Below are 16758 nucleotides of genomic sequence, written 5' to 3'. Positions count from 1 at the left end.
GCTCCAGGCTATCGCGGACCGTTGACTGTCGTCACCAACACGATACGCTCCTGGTGCGAGCCCACCACGACGCCCACGAAGGCAAGGGGGCGAACCGCCATGGACTCCATGGACCCCATGGACAGCTCGGACACCTTGGAGCCGACTACCTCGGCCCACGTCGACACCTTCCCGCGCGATCACCTCCCGCCCCCGGCGCAGTGGCCCGAGCTGCACTTCGATCTGCCCGAGCTGCGCTACCCCGACCGGCTGAACTGCGCCGCCGAGCTCCTCCACCGGACCCGCCCCGAGCGCCCCGTCTTCCGCACCACGTCCGGCGACCTGTGGACGTACGGACAGCTCCGCGACCGTGTCGACCGCATCGCCCATGTGCTCACCACCGAACTGGGCGTCGTCCCCGGCAACCGGGTGCTGCTGCGCGGCCCCACCACACCGTGGCTGGCCGCGTGCTGGCTGGCGGTGCTGAAGGCGGGCGCGGTCGCCGTCACCGTGCTGGCGCAGCAGCGGCCGCACGAGCTGACCACGATGTGCGAGATCGCCCGGGTGACGCACGCGCTGTGCGACGTCCGTTCGGTCGACGACCTGGTCAAGGCGGAGATCCCAGGGCTGCGGGTCACCACGTACGGCGGTGACGCGCCCGACGACCTGCTGCTGCGGATCACCGGCGCGCCGGACGAGCCGTTCGAGGCCGCCGACACGGCCGCCGACGACGTCGCGCTGATCGCGTTCACGTCGGGCACGACCGGCCGGCCCAAAGGCTGTATGCACTTCCACCGTGATGTGTTGGCGATAGCGGACACCTTCTCGAAGCATGTGTTGCAGCCACATGAGGACGATGTCTTCGCGGGCAGTCCCCCGCTGGGTTTCACCTTCGGGCTCGGCGGTCTCGTCGTCTTCCCGATGCGCGCCGGGGCCAGCTCCCTGCTGCTCGAACAGGCGGGCCCCAAGCAGCTGTTGCCGGCGATCGCCGAACATCGCGTCTCCGTGCTGTTCACCGCGCCGACCGCGTACCGGGCGATGCTGGCGGAGCTGGAGGACCACGACACCGGGTCGCTGCGGCGCTGTGTGTCCGCGGGCGAGAACCTGCCCGCCGCGACCTGGCGGGCCTGGCACACCCGCACCGGGCTGCGCATCATCAACGGCATCGGCGCCACCGAGCTGCTGCACATCTTCATTTCCGCCGCCGACGAGCACATCCGCCCCGGCACCACGGGCATCCCGGTACCGGGGTGGCACGCGCGCGTGGTCGACGCCGACGGAGCGCCGGTGCCGGACGGCGAGCCCGGGCTGCTCGCCGTGCGCGGCCCGGTCGGCTGCCGCTATCTCGCCGACCCCCGGCAACGGGACTATGTGCGCGGTGGCTGGAACATCACCGGCGACACCTATGTGCGCGACCCCGACGGCTACTTCCGCTATGTCGCCCGCGCCGACGACATGATCATCTCGGCGGGGTACAACATCGCGGGCCCGGAGGTCGAGGACGCGCTGCTGCGTCACCCGGACGTGGTCGAGACGGCGGTCGTGGGACAGGCGGACGAGTCGCGCGGGCAGGTCGTGGTGGCCTACGCGGTACTGCGGCCCGGTGCGCGCAAGGACACGGAGGCGCTGCGCGCCTTCCTCAAGGCCGAGCTGGCACCCTACAAATGCCCCCGCGAGTTCGTCTTCCTGGACGCGCTGCCGCGCACCGCGACGGGGAAGCTCCAGCGATTCCGGCTGCGGGAGCCGGACGCACCGTCGCCGCCCGCGCCGGAGGGTGACTTGTCCACAGGCGGCGGCCCCAAGTGATCTTCGAGCACTAGAGTGATCAACGTGTCAGAGCAGCACGCCCCCCGGTCCCTCATCGTGACGTTCTACGGCGCGTACGGCCGCTTCATGCCCGGCCCCGTGCCGGTGGCCGAGTTGATCCGGCTTCTCGCCGCGGTCGGCGTCGACGCGCCCTCCGTACGGTCGTCGGTGTCCCGGCTCAAGCGCCGCGGCCTCCTGGAGCCGGCGCGCACGGCGTCCGGCGCGGCCGGGTACGCGCTGTCGCCGGACGCGCGGCAGCTGCTCGACGACGGCGACCGGCGGGTGTACGCGACGGCACCTCCCGAGGACGACGGCTGGGTGCTCGCCGTGTTCTCCGTGCCGGAGTCCGAGCGCCAGAAGCGGCACGTGCTGCGCTCACGGCTCGCCGGTCTCGGCTTCGGGACGGCGGCCCCCGGAGTGTGGCTCGCCCCGGCGCGGCTCTACGAGGAGACGCGGCACACCCTGGAGCGGCTGCGGCTCGATCCGTACGTGGAGCTGTTCCGCGGGGAGCACCTGGGCTTCGCGGCGACGGCGGAAGCGGTCGCGCGCTGGTGGGACCTGGCCGCGATCGCCAAGGAGCACGAGGAGTTCCTCGACCAGCACGCGCCCGTGCTGCACGCCTGGGAGCGGCGCGCGGACACCCCTGACGAACAGGCCTACCGCGACTATCTGCTCGCCCTCGACTCCTGGCGCCACCTCCCGTACGCCGACCCGGGACTGCCCGCCGCGCTACTGCCCCAGGACTGGCCGGGCGCCCGCTCGGCCGCCGTCTTCCGGGCGCTGCACGAGCGGCTGCGGGACGCGGGGGCGGTCTTCGCCGAGCGTCCGGAGGCGGCCTCCCCCTCCAAAGAAACGTGATTTAGGTCACATCAGACAGCGCTAAGAGAACCCTCAGGCTCCTCCGTCCGTCTTCTCAGATTTCTTACCTACGGTCGGGACGCATGAGTCTGATGCGCAATCTGAACCGGGCGCTCACCGCCACCACCGGCCTCCAGGTGCGCAGGGCGGTCCCCGCCGCCCCGCCACAGTCGAAGAAGACGGCCTCGGCGACAAAACCCGCCAAGCGGCCCACGCCGGTATACCGATGTCCCGCCCCGGAGGACCTCGAAACGGACCGGCTGCTGCGGCAGCCGGTCTTCATCATGTCGCCCGTGCGCTCCGGCTCGACCCTGCTGCGGATGCTTCTCAACGCCCACTCGCGGCTGCACTCCCCGCACGAGCTGCACATCCGCCGCTTGGAGGTCGACCACGGCAGCAAGCTCTCGCAGCGCGCCATGAGCGCCCTCGACCTGGAGCGCGGCGACCTGGAACACCTGCTGTGGGACCGGGTCATGCACCGGGAACTGGTCAGGTCCGGCAAGGACTTCATCGTCGAGAAGACGCCGAGCAACGCCTTCGTCCACCGGCGCATCAGTGACTGCTGGCCCGACGCCCGGTTCGTCTTCCTGCTGCGCCACCCCGTCTCCATCGCCCAGTCCTGGCACGAGGGCGACCCCGACAAGCGGTCGTACGACGAGGCCGCCGCCGACGCGCTGCGCTACATGAAGGCCGTCGACAACGCGCGCAAGGACCTCACCGGTGGGCACACCGTGCGCTACGAGGACATCACCGCCGACCCCGAGAAGGAGATGCGGCAGCTGTGCATGTTCCTCGACCTCGACTTCGAGCCGGCCATGCTGGAGTACGGCCGGAAGGACGACACACAGGTCGTCAAGGGCCTCGGTGACTGGCGCGACAAGATCAGGACCGGCAGCGTGCAGGCCGGGCGGGCGCTGCCCACCGAGGACGAGATACCGGAGCTCCTCCGGCCGATGTGCAGGGCGTGGGGTTACAGCTCGTGAAGCCGCACGCCGAGATAGACGAGGTCTGGCCCCGCGACGGGTACATCAGACTCGTCGGACGCATCCACGGCCGCCCCGCCGAGGGCTCGTGGCGGCTGCTCCTCACCCGCCGCGCCCGCACCGACCAGCGCCTTGGATACGCGGCGCGCGTCGACGGCGCCCGCTTCGAGAGCGAGCTGCCCGTCGCCGATCTCGCCGCCACCGACTGTGCCGGCGTCGAGGAGTGGGACATCCATCTCACCGACGGGAATGTCGAGTTGCGCGCCGGACGCCGGCTCGACGACATCTGCGACAAGAAGAAGATCATGGTGTATCCGGAGCAGCGCACACAGGGCCTGAGCGTGCGCCCGTACTACACGGTCAAGGACAACCTCTCCCTGGAGTGCCGTACGGGGGCTGCGGTATGACGGATCGTCAACCCCGCCCGAAGGTGCGCTACTTGCTGCTGCACGCGTACGGTCGCGGCGGCACCATCCGTACGGTGATGAACCAGGCCAACTCCCTGGTGGCCGCGGGCTGGGACGTCGAGCTGGTGAGCGCGGTGCGCCGCCGGGACGACATCCAGTTCCCGCTCGATCCGCGGGTGAAGGTCTCCACGGTCGTCGACCTGCGCGAGAGCGCGTACGTTCCGCCCGGCGGCCTCGTGGGCCGCTGGCGCGACCGCCGCCGCGGCCGGCTCCTGGACCAGCCCGCCAGGCACATCCCGGCGGGCGAGTTCGGCTACCGCTACTTCAACCGGTACGTCGAGGGCCGGCTCATCGCCTACATGCGTACGTTGACCGGCGGCGTCCTCGTCACCACACGGCCCGCGCTGAACTTCCTGGCCGCCGAGCACGCCACAGGCGGTGTGGTCCGGGTCGCGCAGGAGCACATGAACCACGGCACGCACAAACGGGACGTACAGCAGCGCATCCGCGAGACCTACCCGCGCCTCGACGCGGTCGCCGTCCTCACCGAGCGCGACCGTGAGGAGTACGAGGGCCTGCTGCCCGGCACCCGGGTCGTCCGTATCCCCAACGCCGTCCACTCGCTCGACCAGGTGCCCGCCCTCCCCCAGTCGAAGATCGCGGTGGCGGCCGGCCGGCTTTTCCCGCAGAAGGGCTTCGACATGCTGATCCCGGCCTGGGCGAAGCTCGTCGAGTCGTACCCGGACTGGCAGTTGAGGATCTACGGCAGCGGCGAGAAGAAGGCCAAGCTGCGCGCTCTTATCGAGGAACACCACCTCTACAACCACGTGTTCCTGATGGGACACACCGACCGGCTGGACGACGAGCTCGCCAAGGCCTCCTTCTACGTGCTCAGTTCACGTTTCGAAGGACTGCCGATGGTGATGATCGAGGCGATGAGCCACTCCCTGCCGGTGGTGAGCTTCGACTGCCCGACCGGCCCGGCGGACGTACTCACACACGGAGTCGACGGTCTGTTGGTTCCGCCCGAGGACCCGGACGCGCTCGCCGACGCGATGGCCAGGCTGATGGCCGACGAGCGGCTGCGCGCGGCCATGGGTGTCGCCGCCGTCCTCACCGCCGCCTCGTACGGCCCGGATGCCGTCCACCACCGCTGGGAAGCCCTCTTCACCGAACTTCACGAACAAGCGCGCCTGACCGGTGCCGCGAAAGGAACGCACGCATGACCAGCACGTCCAGGGCTCAGGGAGCCACGGTCTGGCTCACCGGGCTGCCGAGCGCGGGCAAGACCACGATCGCCCGCGTCCTCGCCGGCCGACTGCGGTCGGAGGGGCACCGCGTGGAGGTCCTCGACGGTGACGAGATCCGCCGCTTCCTCTCCGCCGGGCTCGGCTTCTCCCGCGAGGACCGCAACACCAACGTGCAGCGCATCGGCCTGGTCGCCGAGGTCCTCGCGCGCAACGGCGTGCTCGCCGTGGTGCCGGTCATCGCGCCGTACGCCGACAGCCGCGAGGCGGTGCGCAAGCGGCACGAGGCGAGCGGGACGCCGTACTTCGAGGTGCATGTCGCCACGCCGGTCGAGGTGTGCAGCGAGCGGGACGTGAAGGGGCTGTACGCACGCCAGGCCGCCGGGCAGCTGAAGGGCCTGACCGGCGTCGACGACCCGTACGAGCCGCCGGTGGACCCGGCACTCACGCTGGAGACGCAGTCGCAGACACCGGAGGAATCGGCCGGGTCGGTGTATTCGGTGCTGGCGGCGAGGGGGCTCGTGTGAGGTCGGCGGTGACCGGGCGGACCTTCGCGCTCTCGCATCTGGACGCGTTGGAGTCCGAGGCGGTGCACATCTTCCGTGAGGTGGCGGGGGAGTTCGAGCGGCCGGTGATCCTGTTCTCCGGCGGCAAGGACTCGATCGTCATGCTGCATCTGGCGCTGAAGGCGTTCACGCCCGCGCCGGTGCCGTTCTCCCTGCTGCATGTGGACACCGGACACAACTTCCCCGAGGTCCTCGAGTACCGGGACCGTGTGGTGGCCGCCCATGGGTTGCGGCTCCATGTGGCCTCCGTCCAGGACTACATCGACCGCGGTGTGCTGCGCGAACGCCCCGACGGCACCCGCAACCCCCTGCAGACCCTCCCGCTGACCGAGAAGATCCAGTCCGAGCGCTTCGACGCCGTGTTCGGCGGCGGCCGCCGGGACGAGGAGAAGGCCCGCGCCAAGGAACGCGTGTTCTCGCTGCGCGACGAGTTCTCCCAGTGGGATCCGCGACGGCAGCGGCCGGAGCTGTGGCAGCTCTACAACGGCCGGCACGCGCCCGGCGAACACGTCCGCGTCTTCCCTCTGTCCAACTGGACCGAGCTGGATGTGTGGCAGTACATCGCCCGCGAGCACATCGAGCTGCCCGAGATCTACTTCGCCCACGAGCGTGAGGTGTTCCAGCGGGGTGGCATGTGGCTGACCGCCGGTGACTGGGGCGGCCCCAAGGCCGGCGAGACCGTCGAGAAGCGGCAGGTGCGGTATCGGACGGTCGGTGACATGTCCTGCACGGGTGCGGTCGATTCGGACGCGAGCACGCTCGACGCCGTGATCACGGAGATCGCCGCCTCCCGGCTGACCGAGCGCGGTGCCACCCGCGCCGACGACAAGCTCTCCGAGGCCGCAATGGAAGACCGCAAGCGCGAGGGGTACTTCTAGCCATGACCGTCATGAAAGCCATGGCCGAGGCCACCATTGACACTCTGCGGTTCGCCACCGCCGGGTCGGTCGACGACGGCAAGTCCACCCTCGTCGGACGCCTGCTGCACGACTCCAAGTCGGTCCTCACCGACCAGCTGGAGGCCGTGGCGCGGGTCTCGCAGAGCCGTGGCCAGGACGCCCCCGACCTCGCGCTGCTCACCGACGGCCTGCGCGCCGAGCGCGAGCAGGGCATCACCATCGACGTGGCCTACCGCTACTTCGCCACGCCCCGCCGCCGGTTCATCCTCGCCGACACGCCCGGCCACGTGCAGTACACCCGCAACATGGTCACCGGCGCGTCCACCGCCGAGCTGGCGATCATCCTCGTCGACGCGCGCAACGGCGTGGTCGAGCAGACCCGCCGGCACGCCGCGATCGCCGCGCTGCTGCGCGTCCCGCGCGTCGTCCTCGCCGTCAACAAGATGGACCTCGTCGGGTACGAGGAGAAGGAGTTCGACCGCATCGTCGAGGACTTCGCGGGCCACGCCGCGGAGTTGGGCCTGCCCGGCTTCACCCCGATCCCGGTCTCCGCGCTGTGCGGCGACAACGTGGTCGACCGCTCTGCGCACATGGACTGGTACGCGGGACCGGCGCTGCTGGAGTTCCTGGAGACGGTTCCGGTCGCCGCCGAGACCGCCGACGCGCCGGCGCGCTTCCCGGTGCAGTACGTGATCCGGCACGACGAAGTCCGCCACTACGCGGGCCAGTTGGTCTCCGGCCAGCTGCGCGTCGGCGACCGTGTCACGGTCCACCCGTCCGGTGAGACCTCCGAGATCATCGGCATCGACGTACTCGGCAACGACGCGGACATGGCGTACGCGCCCCAGTCGCTGACGCTACGCCTGGCCGACCAGCGCGATGTCTCGCGCGGCGACATGATCACCGCCGGTCCCGACGCGCCGGCGCTCACGCAGGACGTCCGGGCGGCCGTCTGCCATCTGGCCGACCGTGCGCTGCGGGTCGGTGACCGGGTGCTGGTCAAGCACACGACGCGGACCGTGAAGGCGATCGTCAAGGACCTGGGTGACGCCCTGGAGCTGACCGCGAACGATCTCGGCAGGATCACCCTGCGCACCGCCGAGCCGCTGGCGCTCGACGACTACGCCGACTCCCGCCGCACGGGCGCGTTCATCCTGGTCGACCCGGCGGACGGTTCGACGCTGACGGCCGGGATGGCCGACCTGTCGTAGCCACTCCCTGTACGTACGGCTACGACTTACGTGTGACGCCCTCAAGTCCCCAGTGAAAGCCGGGGTTTGGGGGCGTCGGTGCGTCCGGTCTGCGGGCGCCGGCTGCCCGCCCGGTAGGGCATCGGCCAGGCGACACCGGGACCCTCGTACCCCTGCTCGGCCGCCGCGTGCAGCGTCCAGTTCGGGTCGTACAGATGCGGCCGGGCGAGCGCGCACAGGTCCGTACGTCCTGCCAGGATCAGGGAGTTGACGTCGTCCCAGGAGGAGATCGCGCCGACGGCGATCACGGGAAGGCCGGTCTCGTGGCGGATCCGGTCCGCGTACGGCGTCTGGTACGACCGCCCGTACTCGGGGTGCTCGTCCGCCACCACCTGGCCCGTCGACACGTCGACCGCGTCGGCGCCGTGCGCGGCGAAGGCCCGCGCGATCTCGACGGCGTCGTCCCCGGTGGTGCCGCCGTCGGCCCAGTCGGTGGCGGAGATACGGACGGTCATGGGCCGTTCCTCGGGCCACACGGCCCGTACGGCGTCGAAGACTTCGAGCGGGAACCGCAACCGCTTCGTGAGCGAGCCGCCGTAGGCGTCGGTGCGCCGATTGGTCAGCGGCGAGAGGAAGCCGGAAAGCAAGTAGCCGTGCGCGCAGTGCAGTTCGAGCAGATCGAAGCCGCAGCGCGCGGCGCGCCAGGCGGCTGCCGTGAACTGCTCGCGCAGATCGGTGAGTTGGGCGCGGGACAGTGCGCGGGGTGGCTGGCTCTCCGGCTTGTACGGGATCGGGGAGGCGGCCACGAGCGGCCAGTTGCCGTCCTCCAATGGCTCGTCGATGCCCTCCCACATCAGCTTCGTCGAACCCTTGCGGCCGGAATGGCCGAGCTGGATGCCGATCGCGGTGCCCGGTGCCTGCCGGTGCACGAAGTCGGTGATCCGCCGCCAGGACTCGGCCTGCCGGGGTGTGTAGAGCCCCGCGCAGCCGGGTGTGATGCGGCCCTCGGGGCTCACGCACACCATCTCGGTCATCACCAGTCCGGCCCCGCCGAGTGCCCGTGCGCCCAGATGGACCAGGTGGAAGTCGCCGGGGACGCCGTCCACGGCCGAGTACATGTCCATGGGCGAGACGACGACGCGGTTGCGCAGCCTCAGGCCGCGCAGTCTCAGCGGCGTGAACATCGGCGGGGTGCCGGGCGGGCAGCCGAACTCGCGCTCGACCGCCGCGGTGAAGTGCGCGTCGCGCAGCCGCAGGTTCTCGTGCGTGACGCGGCGGCTGCGGGTGAGGAGGTTGAAGGCGAACTGGCGGGCGGGCTGGTCGAGATAGCGCCCCAGGTTCTCGAACCACTCCAGGCTGGCGCGCGCCGCCCGCTGCGTGGACGCGACGACCGGGCGCCGCTCCTCCTCGTACGCGAGAAGTGCCTCTTCGAGGCCGGGCCGTTCCTCCAGGCAGGCGGCCAGCGCCAGCGCGTCCTCGACGGCGAGCTTCGTGCCGGAGCCGATGGAGAAGTGGGCGGTGTGGGCGGCGTCGCCGAGGAGGACCAGATTCCCGTGCGACCAGCGGTCGTTGACCACCGTCCGGAAGGTGGTCCAGGCCGAGGCGTTGGACCGCAGCTGCCGCCCGCCGAGCGCGTCCGCGAAGATCTTGCCGCACCGTTCGACGGACTCCTCCTCGTCGAGGTCCGCGAACCCGGCCGCCCGCCAGACCTCTTCGCGCATCTCGATGATGACGGTGGAGGCATCGGCCGCGAAGGGGTAGCCGTGCAGTTGCATCACGCCGTGCTCGGTCTCGGCGATCTCGAAGCGGAAGGCGTCGAAGGCGAAGTCGGCGGCGAGCCAGATGTAACGGCAGCGGTGCTCCTCGACGGACGGCCCGAACACCTCCGCGTACGCCGCGCGCGTGAGGCTGTGCACGCCGTCGGCGGCGACCACGAGGTCGTACGCCGTCATCAGGTCGGCCACCGGCGGGGCCTCGGCGCGGAAGCGCAGCTCGACGCCGAGCGAGTCGCAGCGTTCGTGCAGGATCTCCAGGAGCCGGCGCCGGCCGAGCGCCGCGAAGCCGTGGCCGCCGGAGGTGTGGCGCACTCCGCGGTGCACGATGTCGATGTCGTCCCAGCGTACGAACTCGTCCTGGAGCGCCGCGTACACGGCCGGGTCGGCGTGCTCGATGCCGCCGAGCGTCTCGTCGGAGAGGACCACGCCGAAGCCGAACGTGTCGTCGGGGGCGTTGCGCTCCCAGACGGTGACCTCGCGGCCGGGGTCGAGACGCTTGAGAAGGGCGGCGGCGTAGAGGCCACCGGGTCCGCCACCGATCACCGCGACGCGCATCGCACTCGCACCCACGCGCATCGCCTGCTCACCCACGCGCATCCCGTGCTCACCTCCCCCGCCACTTCGGCGACCGCTTCTCCGTGAAGGCGGCGTGGAACTCGGCGTAGTCCTCGCCGTTCATCAGGAGGGCCTGGGTCGAGGCGTCGAGTTCGACGGAGGCGGCGAGCGGCATGTCCAGTTCGGCGGTGAGCAGGGCCTTGGTCTGGGCGTAGGCGAGGGCCGGGCCCTCGGCGAGGCGGCGGGCCAGCCGCTGGGCGGCCTCGTCGGCGCTGCCCTCGTCGGCGAGTTCACTGATCAGGCCGATCCGCTCGGCCTCGGGCGCGCGCACCGGTTCGCCGAGCATCAGCAGCCGGGTCGCATGGCCCAGGCCGACGACCCGGGGCAGCAGATAGGCCGCGCCCATGTCGCCGCCGGACAGCCCGACGCGGGTGAAGAGGAAGGAGAAGCGGGCGCTCGGGTCGGCCACCCGGAAGTCGGCGGCGAGCGCGAGCACGGCTCCGGCGCCCGCCGCCACCCCGTGCACCGCCGCGATCACCGGGAACGGGCATTCCCGTACGGCCCGGACGACCTGCCCGGTCATCCGGTTGAAGTCGAGGAGCTGGGCGGTGTCCATGGAGAGGGTCGCGCCGATGATCTCGTCGACGTCGCCGCCGGAGCAGAAACCGCGTCCCTCGCCGGCCAGCACCAGGGCGCGGACGGATCGCTCCCGGGACAGCTCGGCGAGCAGATCGCGCAGGTCGGCGTAGGCGCCGAAGGTGAGCGCGTTGAGTTTCTCGGGGCGGGCCAGGGTGACCGTGGCGACCCCGTCGGCGAGCTCGCACCTCAGGTGCTGCCAGTCAGGGGTGCGGGCGGCGGAGCCGGTGAAGGGACTCATGACGTGCGGCCTCCTCGGGCGGGGGCGGCGCTCTGCGACTACCCCTCGAAGCTATCACTCATCTGTGACTGTCGTCATGAGTGCGCGATAGGCCTGTCGCGAAATGACCGTTTCCCGTCACCGAGTCACGGGTCCTCGATAGCCCCGTAACAGCGGGAGCACCTCGCGGGAGACGGACCGTTCACCTGGGTACACAGCCTCATGCCGGGCCGAAGGTCCCGGCGGAACGCCCACCGAACGACCCGGACAGCGCCCGCCGAGCGCCTCTGTCCGGCCGCGCCGTACCATTTCTAAAGTTGAAAGCAGGACAGCCTGCTCATGAACGGACTCGCCTTGCACGACACCCCCGCCCCCGCCTCCTGGCGCATCGCACTGCCGCACACCGTCGCGGCCGTGCCCGTCGCCCGCGCCCTGGTCCGCACGGCGCTGGCAGAGGTGGAGCACGCGGCGGACAGCGACACCGCTGAGCTGCTCACGGCGGAACTGGTCGCCAACGCCGTGGAGCACGCCGCGGGCGACGGCCCCATAGAGCTGGTCGTGGAGCTGCTGCCGAGCGGCTGCCGGGTCGAGGTGCACGACCCGGACCCGGCGCCGCCCGCCGATCTCACACTCCCCCACCCGGTCGGCCACCCCGACCCCTGGCAGGAGCACGGGCGCGGTCTCCTGCTGATCCGCGCCCTCAGCTCGTCCTGCGGCCACCGGCCCACCGACTCCGGCAAGGCGGTCTGGTTCAGGCTGCCTGTGGTTCCTCCGCAGCGACGGCCCGCCTAGCCCCGGCCTCGGCCAGCCGGGAATGACGGCGCCCGTAGAGGACGTACACGAGGAATCCGGCCGCCAGGAATCCAGGTCGTCCAGCCCGTCTCGTACATCAGATAGAGGCAGAAGCCCACGCCGAGCAGCGGTACGACGGGGTAGAGCGGCACCCGGACGGTGCCGCAGCGCGGGAAGGGCTGGCTCCGGGCCGCCGGTCAGCATAAGGCCTGCTGGGACCGCGTTCAGGCCATCAGGCCAGCGTCGCGACCATGATCGCCTTGATGGTGTGCAGCCGGTTCTCCGCCTGGTCGAAGACGATCGAGTGCGCCGACTCGAAGACCTCGTCGGTGACCTCGAGGGAGTCGAGCCCGTGGGTCTCGTAGATCTCGCGGCCGACCTTGGTGCCCAGGTCATGGAAGGCCGGGAGGCAGTGCAGGAACTTCACGGCCGGGTTGCCGGTGGCGCGCAGGATGTCCATGGTCACCGCGTACGGCGCGAGGGCCGCGATCCGCTCGTCCCAGACCTCCTTGGGCTCGCCCATGGAGACCCAGACGTCGGTCGCGACGAAGTCGGCGCCCCGGACGCCCTCCGCGACGTCCTCGGTGAGGGTGATGACGGCCCCGCTGTCCTCGGCCAGCTCACGCGCCCGGGCGACGACCTCGTCAGCGGGCCAGTACGCCTTGGGCGCGACGATCCGCACGTCCATGCCCAGCAGGGCACCAGTGATCAGGTAGGAGTTGCCCATGTTGAAGCGGGCATCGCCGAGGTACGCGAAGACGACGCCGTCGTTGTAGATGTCTTTGTCGACGTGCTCGGTCATGGTGAGCACGTCCGCGAGCATCTGGGTGGGATGCCAGTCGTCCGTGAGGCCGTTGTAGACGGGCACACCCGCGTACGCCGCGAGCTCCTCGATCGCGGCCTGGCTGTCCCCGCGGTACTCGATCGCGTCGAACATCCGGCCGAGGACGCGCGCGGTGTCCCGCACGGACTCCTTGTGCCCGATCTGCGAGCCGGAGGGGTCGAGGTACGTCGTCGAGGCGCCCTGGTCGGCGGCGGCGACCTCGAACGAGCAGCGCGTTCGGGTCGAGGTCTTCTCGAAGATCAGCGCGACGTTCTTGCCCCGCAGGTACTGGGTCTCGGCCCCGGCCTTCTTGGCCGCCTTCAGCTCGGCGGCCAGCTCGATCAAACCGCGGAACTCACCCTCCGTGAAGTCCAGCTCCTTGAGGAAGTGGCGGCCGGCGAGGGCGGTCGGGACTGTCGCCATGGGGAGCGCTCCAGGGGTACGAGGACGTGGGCGAACAAGGGAACGATTGGAAGTCTATACGATCGCCCACATTTCTATACGGCACCTATTCGGGGACCGGGAGCATCAGCGCCCCGTCAGGGGCGCGGGGCTGTGACATATGCGGCTCCGCCGCGTGGGCGCGACCAGCCCCCACCGGCCGGCACCCGACATCAAGCCCCCACGGCATCCCTCTCCACCGGGCAGCTCATACACCGAGGCCCACCCCTCCCCCGCCCCAGCTCACTCCCAGGAATCTCGATCACCTCGATCCCCTGCTTCCGCAGATGCGTATTGGTCGTCGAGTTCCGCTCATACGCCACGACCACCCCCGGCTCCACCGCAAGGACATTGCACCCGTCGTCCCACTGCTCCCGCTCCGCCGCATGCACATCCTGCGTGGCGGTGAGCACCCGAATCTCGCTCAGCCCCAGCGCCGCGGCGATCGCCCGGTGCATGTGCTCCGGCGGATGGTCGGTGACCTTCAACTCCTTCTCCCCGGCGCCCGGTTCGATGGTGTACGAGCGGAGCATGCCGAGCCCCGCGTACTGCGTGAAGATGTCGCCGTCGACCATCGTCATCACGGTGTCGAGATGCATGAGGGCCCGCCGCTTGGGCATGTCGAGCGCCACGATGGTGCGCGCGGACCCGGCGGCGAACAGCTTGTGCGCGAGCATCTCCACGGCCTGTGGCGTGGTCCGCTCGCTCATGCCGATGAGCACCGCGCCGTTGCCGATGACGAGCACGTCACCGCCCTCGATGGTGGACGGATAGTCGGCCTGCCCCTCCGACCAGAGGTTGAAGGTCTCGTCGCGGAAGAGCGGATGGTGCCGGTAGATCGCCTCGAAGTGCACGGTCTCGCGCTGCCGGGCCGGCCAGCGCATGGCATTGATGGAGACCCCGTCGTAGATCCAGGCGGAGGTGTCCCGGGTGAAGAGGTGGTTGGGCAGCGGCCTGAGCAGGAAGTCGTCGAGGTCCATGACATGGAAGCGCACGGAGGTCGGCTCCTCGTGCGCGTCCAGGAACTCCCGCTTGGTCATGCCGCCGACCAGCACGGACGCCAGTTCCGGGGCGGGCAGGGTCTCGAAGGAGGCTCTCAGATGGTCGGTGGCGAGCGGCCCGTACTCCTTCTCGTCGAAGACGCGGTCCAGGACGAGCGATCTGGCCGCCGGGATCTCCAGGGCCTCGGTGAGCAGATCACCGAAGAGGTGGACAGTGACCCCGCGGTCGCGCAGCACGTCCGCGAACCCGTCGTGCTCCGCGCGCGCCCGGCGCACCCACAGCACATCGTCGAAGAGGAGGGCGTCCTTGTTGCTGGGGGTGAGCCTTTTGAGCTCAAGATCCGGTCGGTGCAGGATGACGCGGCGCAGCCGCCCGGCCTCGGAGTCGACATGGAATCCCATGCCTCCATCCTGACCATCCAAACGCCCGTTCACCCGCTGATCGACCGACCCGGGCCTCTTTCATTTCGTCCCCTTGACGATAAGTGGACCGAACCATTATCGTCTTACTGACGACAACGATGAACGAGGGGTCGCCGGGACCACCCGGCGACAAGGGGGTACTCATGGCCGACATCACCCGGCGTCTCGGCTGGCGCCATCTGCGCGGGGCGCCGACCGCCCATGTACGGCACCACCGTTCGGGCCGCCTGGTGCACGACGGCCCGGGGCTCAGCTTCTGGTACCGCTCCCTGACCGCCGCGCTCTCCGAAGTCCCGGTCGACGACCGCGAGTTGGCCATGACCTTCCATGCCCGTACGTCCGACTTCCAGGACGTGGCGGTGCAGGCGACCGTCACCTACCGGATCAGCGATCCCGCGATCGCGGCCGCGCGCCTCGACTTCTCCATCGACCCCGACACGGGCGCCTGGCGCGGCACCCCCCTGGAGCAGCTGGCGGGGCTGCTGACCGAGACGGCCCAGCAGCACGCGCTGGACGTGCTGGCCCGTACGTCGCTGGCGGCCGCCCTGGTCGACGGCGTCGCGGCGGTACGGGAACGGGTCGCGGGCGGTCTCGACGCCGAACCCCGGCTGCCCGCGACGGGGATCGAGGTGGTGGCCGTACGGGTCGTCGCGTTGCGCCCGGAGCCCGAGGTGGAGCGGGCGCTGCGCACTCCCGCCCGCGAGCTGATCCAGCAGGAGGCGGACAAGGCGACGTACGAACGCCGTGCCGTCGCCGTCGAGCGGGAGCGCGCCATCGCCGAGAACGAACTCGCCAGCCAGATCGAACTCGTCCGGCGCGAGGAGCAGTTGGTCGACCAGCGCGGGACCAACGCGCGGCGCGAGGCGGAGGAGCACGCGGCGGCGGACGCGGTGCGCGCCGGGGCGGAGGCGGCGCGCACGGTGCGCCTCGCGGAGGCGGAGGCCACCCGGTCGCTGCGGCTCGCCGAGGCCGAGGCCACCCGTAAGGTGCGGCTCGCCGGGGCCGAGGCGCAGGCCGCTCGGGAGGTCGGCGAGGCACGGGCCGAGGCGCAGGCGGCCTGGCTGCGGGTCCACGGGGACGCGGACGTCGCCACGCTGCACGCCCTGACCGGCACCCGGCTCGCGGAGAACCTGCCGCGCATCGAGAGCCTGACGGTGTCGCCGGACGTCCTGACAGGCCTGCTCGCCAAGCTGGGCAACGGAGCCTCCGGAGAACCGGCGTGAGTCTCGCCCCGCGGGTCGTCCTCGTCCATCGCACCACGGAGTACGAGGAGTTGGTGGCCCGGCACGGGACACACGGGCAGGCGGCGTTCTTCCTCTCCTCCCGGGGCCGGGACATCGAGGAGGTGGCCGAGCGGCACCGGCGGGCCCGGGAGGCGCTGGCCGAGGTGGTGTCCGCAGTGCCGATGACATGGCGTCAGGCGCGCGTGGAGCGCGGGGACTTGGACCGTTTCCTCTTCGCGCCGGAGGACGTCGTGGTCGTGGTCGGGCAGGACGGACTGGTCGCGAACGTGGCCAAGTACCTGGCGGGGCAGCCGGTGGTGGGAATCGACGCCGACCCCGGGCGCAATCCGGGGGTGCTGGTCCGGCACCGCCCCCGGGACGCGGGCGCACTGCTCGCCTCCGCGCACGGGGGCCGTGCCGACGAGCTGACCATGGTCGAGGCGGTCGCGGACGACACCCAACGGCTGGTCGCGCTCAACGAGATCTACCTGGGAGCCGCGGGCCATCAGACGGCCCGCTATCGACTGGGGCTCGACGAGTACGGGGGTGCCGTCGAGCCCCAGGCCTCCTCCGGTGTCCTCGTGGGCACCGGGACGGGGGCCAGCGGCTGGCTCCGCTCGGTCTGGCAGGAGCGGGGCGGCACCGTGCCGCTGCCGGGCCCCACGGACGAACGCCTCCTCTGGTTCGTCCGCGAGGCCTGGCCGTCACCGGCCACCGGCACCTCACTCGTATCCGGCGAACTCACCGCGTCCGCACAGCTGTCCCTCACCGTGGAGTCGGACCGGCTCATCGCGTTCGGGGACGGGATGGAGGGGGACGCGGTGCAGCTGGTGTGGGGGCAGACGGTGCGGGTGGGGGTGGCGGGGGTTCGGTTGCGGTTGGTGGGGTGACACGACGCGCGCTAAAAGATTGCGCAGTTCCCCGCGCCCCTTAA

General features: G+C 70.8%; 15 protein-coding genes and 1 pseudogene. 11 read left to right on the top strand and 5 right to left on the bottom strand.

Going from position 1 to position 16758, the window contains the following annotated elements; all coding sequences use genetic code 11:
• Positions 1 to 99: 99 nt before the first annotated feature.
• The 8 genes from OG975_RS36000 to OG975_RS35965 all read left to right on the top strand — a co-directional run bounded on the left by OG975_RS36000 (position 100) and on the right by OG975_RS35965 (position 7956).
• On the top strand, positions 100 to 1785 hold the full coding sequence (locus tag OG975_RS36000) for an AMP-binding protein (protein WP_406333522.1): 1686 nt from the start codon (positions 100 to 102) through the stop codon (positions 1783 to 1785).
• Positions 1786 to 1800: 15 nt separating this feature from the next.
• A complete protein-coding gene (locus OG975_RS35995) occupies positions 1801 to 2643 on the top strand; it encodes a PaaX family transcriptional regulator C-terminal domain-containing protein (protein WP_406333521.1) in 843 nt (280 codons plus the stop codon).
• 83 nt (positions 2644 to 2726) lie between these two features.
• The gene (locus OG975_RS35990) at positions 2727 to 3626 is read left to right on the top strand and encodes a sulfotransferase family protein (protein WP_406333520.1); all 900 of its coding nucleotides are present in this window, start codon (positions 2727 to 2729) and stop codon (positions 3624 to 3626) included.
• Entirely contained in the window at positions 3608 to 4033 is a 426-nt protein-coding gene (locus tag OG975_RS35985) for a hypothetical protein (protein WP_406333519.1), read from the top strand. The genes OG975_RS35990 and OG975_RS35985 overlap by 19 nt, the downstream gene beginning before the upstream one ends.
• A complete protein-coding gene (locus OG975_RS35980; RefSeq protein ID WP_406333518.1) occupies positions 4030 to 5259 on the top strand; it encodes a glycosyltransferase family 4 protein in 1230 nt (409 codons plus the stop codon). Before OG975_RS35985 ends, OG975_RS35980 begins: the two co-directional genes overlap by 4 nt.
• Positions 5256 to 5807, top strand: coding sequence for an adenylyl-sulfate kinase (gene cysC, locus OG975_RS35975; RefSeq protein ID WP_406333517.1), 552 nt, complete (start codon positions 5256 to 5258; stop codon positions 5805 to 5807). The genes OG975_RS35980 and cysC overlap by 4 nt, the downstream gene beginning before the upstream one ends.
• Positions 5804 to 6724 (top strand): sulfate adenylyltransferase subunit CysD, encoded by a 921-nt coding sequence (gene cysD / locus OG975_RS35970; protein ID WP_406333516.1) that lies wholly within the window; start codon positions 5804 to 5806, stop codon positions 6722 to 6724. The genes cysC and cysD overlap by 4 nt, the downstream gene beginning before the upstream one ends.
• 20 nt (positions 6725 to 6744) lie before the next feature.
• Positions 6745 to 7956 (top strand): sulfate adenylyltransferase subunit 1, encoded by a 1212-nt coding sequence (locus OG975_RS35965; RefSeq protein WP_406336622.1) that lies wholly within the window; start codon positions 6745 to 6747, stop codon positions 7954 to 7956.
• Between the two features lie 41 nt (positions 7957 to 7997).
• Here OG975_RS35965 and OG975_RS35960 read toward each other — a convergent pair whose 3' ends face one another.
• Complete coding sequence (locus OG975_RS35960; RefSeq protein WP_406333515.1) at positions 7998 to 10307, bottom strand: bifunctional salicylyl-CoA 5-hydroxylase/oxidoreductase; 2310 nt, start codon at positions 10305 to 10307, stop codon at positions 7998 to 8000.
• Positions 10308 to 10314: 7 nt separating this feature from the next.
• Positions 10315 to 11142, bottom strand: coding sequence for an enoyl-CoA hydratase family protein (locus OG975_RS35955; RefSeq protein ID WP_327432426.1), 828 nt, complete (start codon positions 11140 to 11142; stop codon positions 10315 to 10317).
• Positions 11143 to 11460: 318 nt separating this feature from the next.
• Between OG975_RS35955 and OG975_RS35950 the strand changes: the two genes are divergently transcribed.
• A complete protein-coding gene (locus OG975_RS35950; protein WP_406333514.1) occupies positions 11461 to 11913 on the top strand; it encodes an ATP-binding protein in 453 nt (150 codons plus the stop codon).
• Here the strand turns inward: OG975_RS35950 and OG975_RS35945 are convergent.
• The 3 genes and pseudogenes from OG975_RS35945 to OG975_RS35935 all read right to left on the bottom strand — a co-directional run.
• Positions 11873 to 12074: pseudogene (locus tag OG975_RS35945) on the bottom strand (amino acid permease C-terminal domain-containing protein); the annotation flags it as partial. The gene OG975_RS35950 and the pseudogene OG975_RS35945 sit on opposite strands and share 41 nt — an antisense overlap.
• Positions 12075 to 12145: 71 nt before the next feature.
• Positions 12146 to 13159 carry an ornithine carbamoyltransferase gene (gene argF, locus OG975_RS35940; RefSeq protein ID WP_406333513.1) on the bottom strand — a complete coding sequence of 338 codons (1014 nt, stop codon included), beginning with the start codon at positions 13157 to 13159 and terminating at the stop codon, positions 12146 to 12148.
• 191 nt (positions 13160 to 13350) lie between these two features.
• Positions 13351 to 14580 carry an arginine deiminase gene (locus OG975_RS35935; protein WP_330307932.1) on the bottom strand — a complete coding sequence of 410 codons (1230 nt, stop codon included), beginning with the start codon at positions 14578 to 14580 and terminating at the stop codon, positions 13351 to 13353.
• A 164-nt stretch (positions 14581 to 14744) separates the two neighbouring features.
• Here OG975_RS35935 and OG975_RS35930 point away from each other — a divergent pair, with 164 nt between their 5' ends.
• Positions 14745 to 15824, top strand: a complete 1080-nt coding sequence (locus OG975_RS35930) for an SPFH domain-containing protein (protein ID WP_406333512.1) — start codon at positions 14745 to 14747, stop codon at positions 15822 to 15824.
• Complete coding sequence (locus tag OG975_RS35925) at positions 15821 to 16714, top strand: hypothetical protein (protein WP_406333511.1); 894 nt, start codon at positions 15821 to 15823, stop codon at positions 16712 to 16714. The genes OG975_RS35930 and OG975_RS35925 overlap by 4 nt, the downstream gene beginning before the upstream one ends.
• Positions 16715 to 16758: the final 44 nt, after the last annotated feature.

The organism is Streptomyces sp. NBC_00203 (assembly GCF_045206325.1).
Classification (GTDB): domain Bacteria; phylum Actinomycetota; class Actinomycetes; order Streptomycetales; family Streptomycetaceae; genus Streptomyces; species Streptomyces lutosisoli.
Note: the sequence above shows the minus strand (reverse complement) of the source record. Positions and strands in the feature narration are given on the sequence as shown.

Bases quoted from the DNA above. Each gene is read 5' to 3' on its own strand.
- OG975_RS36000 (WP_406333522.1), top strand. From the start codon at position 100: ATGGACTCCATGGACCCCATGGACAGCTCGGACACCTTGGAGCCGACT.
- OG975_RS35990 (WP_406333520.1), top strand. From the start codon at position 2,727: ATGAGTCTGATGCGCAATCTGAACCGGGCGCTCACCGCCACCACCGGC.
- OG975_RS35980 (WP_406333518.1), top strand. From the start codon at position 4,030: ATGACGGATCGTCAACCCCGCCCGAAGGTGCGCTACTTGCTGCTGCAC.
- cysC (WP_406333517.1), top strand. From the start codon at position 5,256: ATGACCAGCACGTCCAGGGCTCAGGGAGCCACGGTCTGGCTCACCGGG.
- OG975_RS35965 (WP_406336622.1), top strand. From the start codon at position 6,745: ATGGCCGAGGCCACCATTGACACTCTGCGGTTCGCCACCGCCGGGTCG.
- OG975_RS35960 (WP_406333515.1), bottom strand. From the start codon at position 10,307: ATGCGCGTGGGTGAGCAGGCGATGCGCGTGGGTGCGAGTGCGATGCGC.
- OG975_RS35955 (WP_327432426.1), bottom strand. From the start codon at position 11,142: ATGAGTCCCTTCACCGGCTCCGCCGCCCGCACCCCTGACTGGCAGCAC.
- OG975_RS35950 (WP_406333514.1), top strand. From the start codon at position 11,461: ATGAACGGACTCGCCTTGCACGACACCCCCGCCCCCGCCTCCTGGCGC.
- argF (WP_406333513.1), bottom strand. From the start codon at position 13,159: ATGGCGACAGTCCCGACCGCCCTCGCCGGCCGCCACTTCCTCAAGGAG.
- OG975_RS35935 (WP_330307932.1), bottom strand. From the start codon at position 14,580: ATGGGATTCCATGTCGACTCCGAGGCCGGGCGGCTGCGCCGCGTCATC.
- OG975_RS35930 (WP_406333512.1), top strand. From the start codon at position 14,745: ATGGCCGACATCACCCGGCGTCTCGGCTGGCGCCATCTGCGCGGGGCG.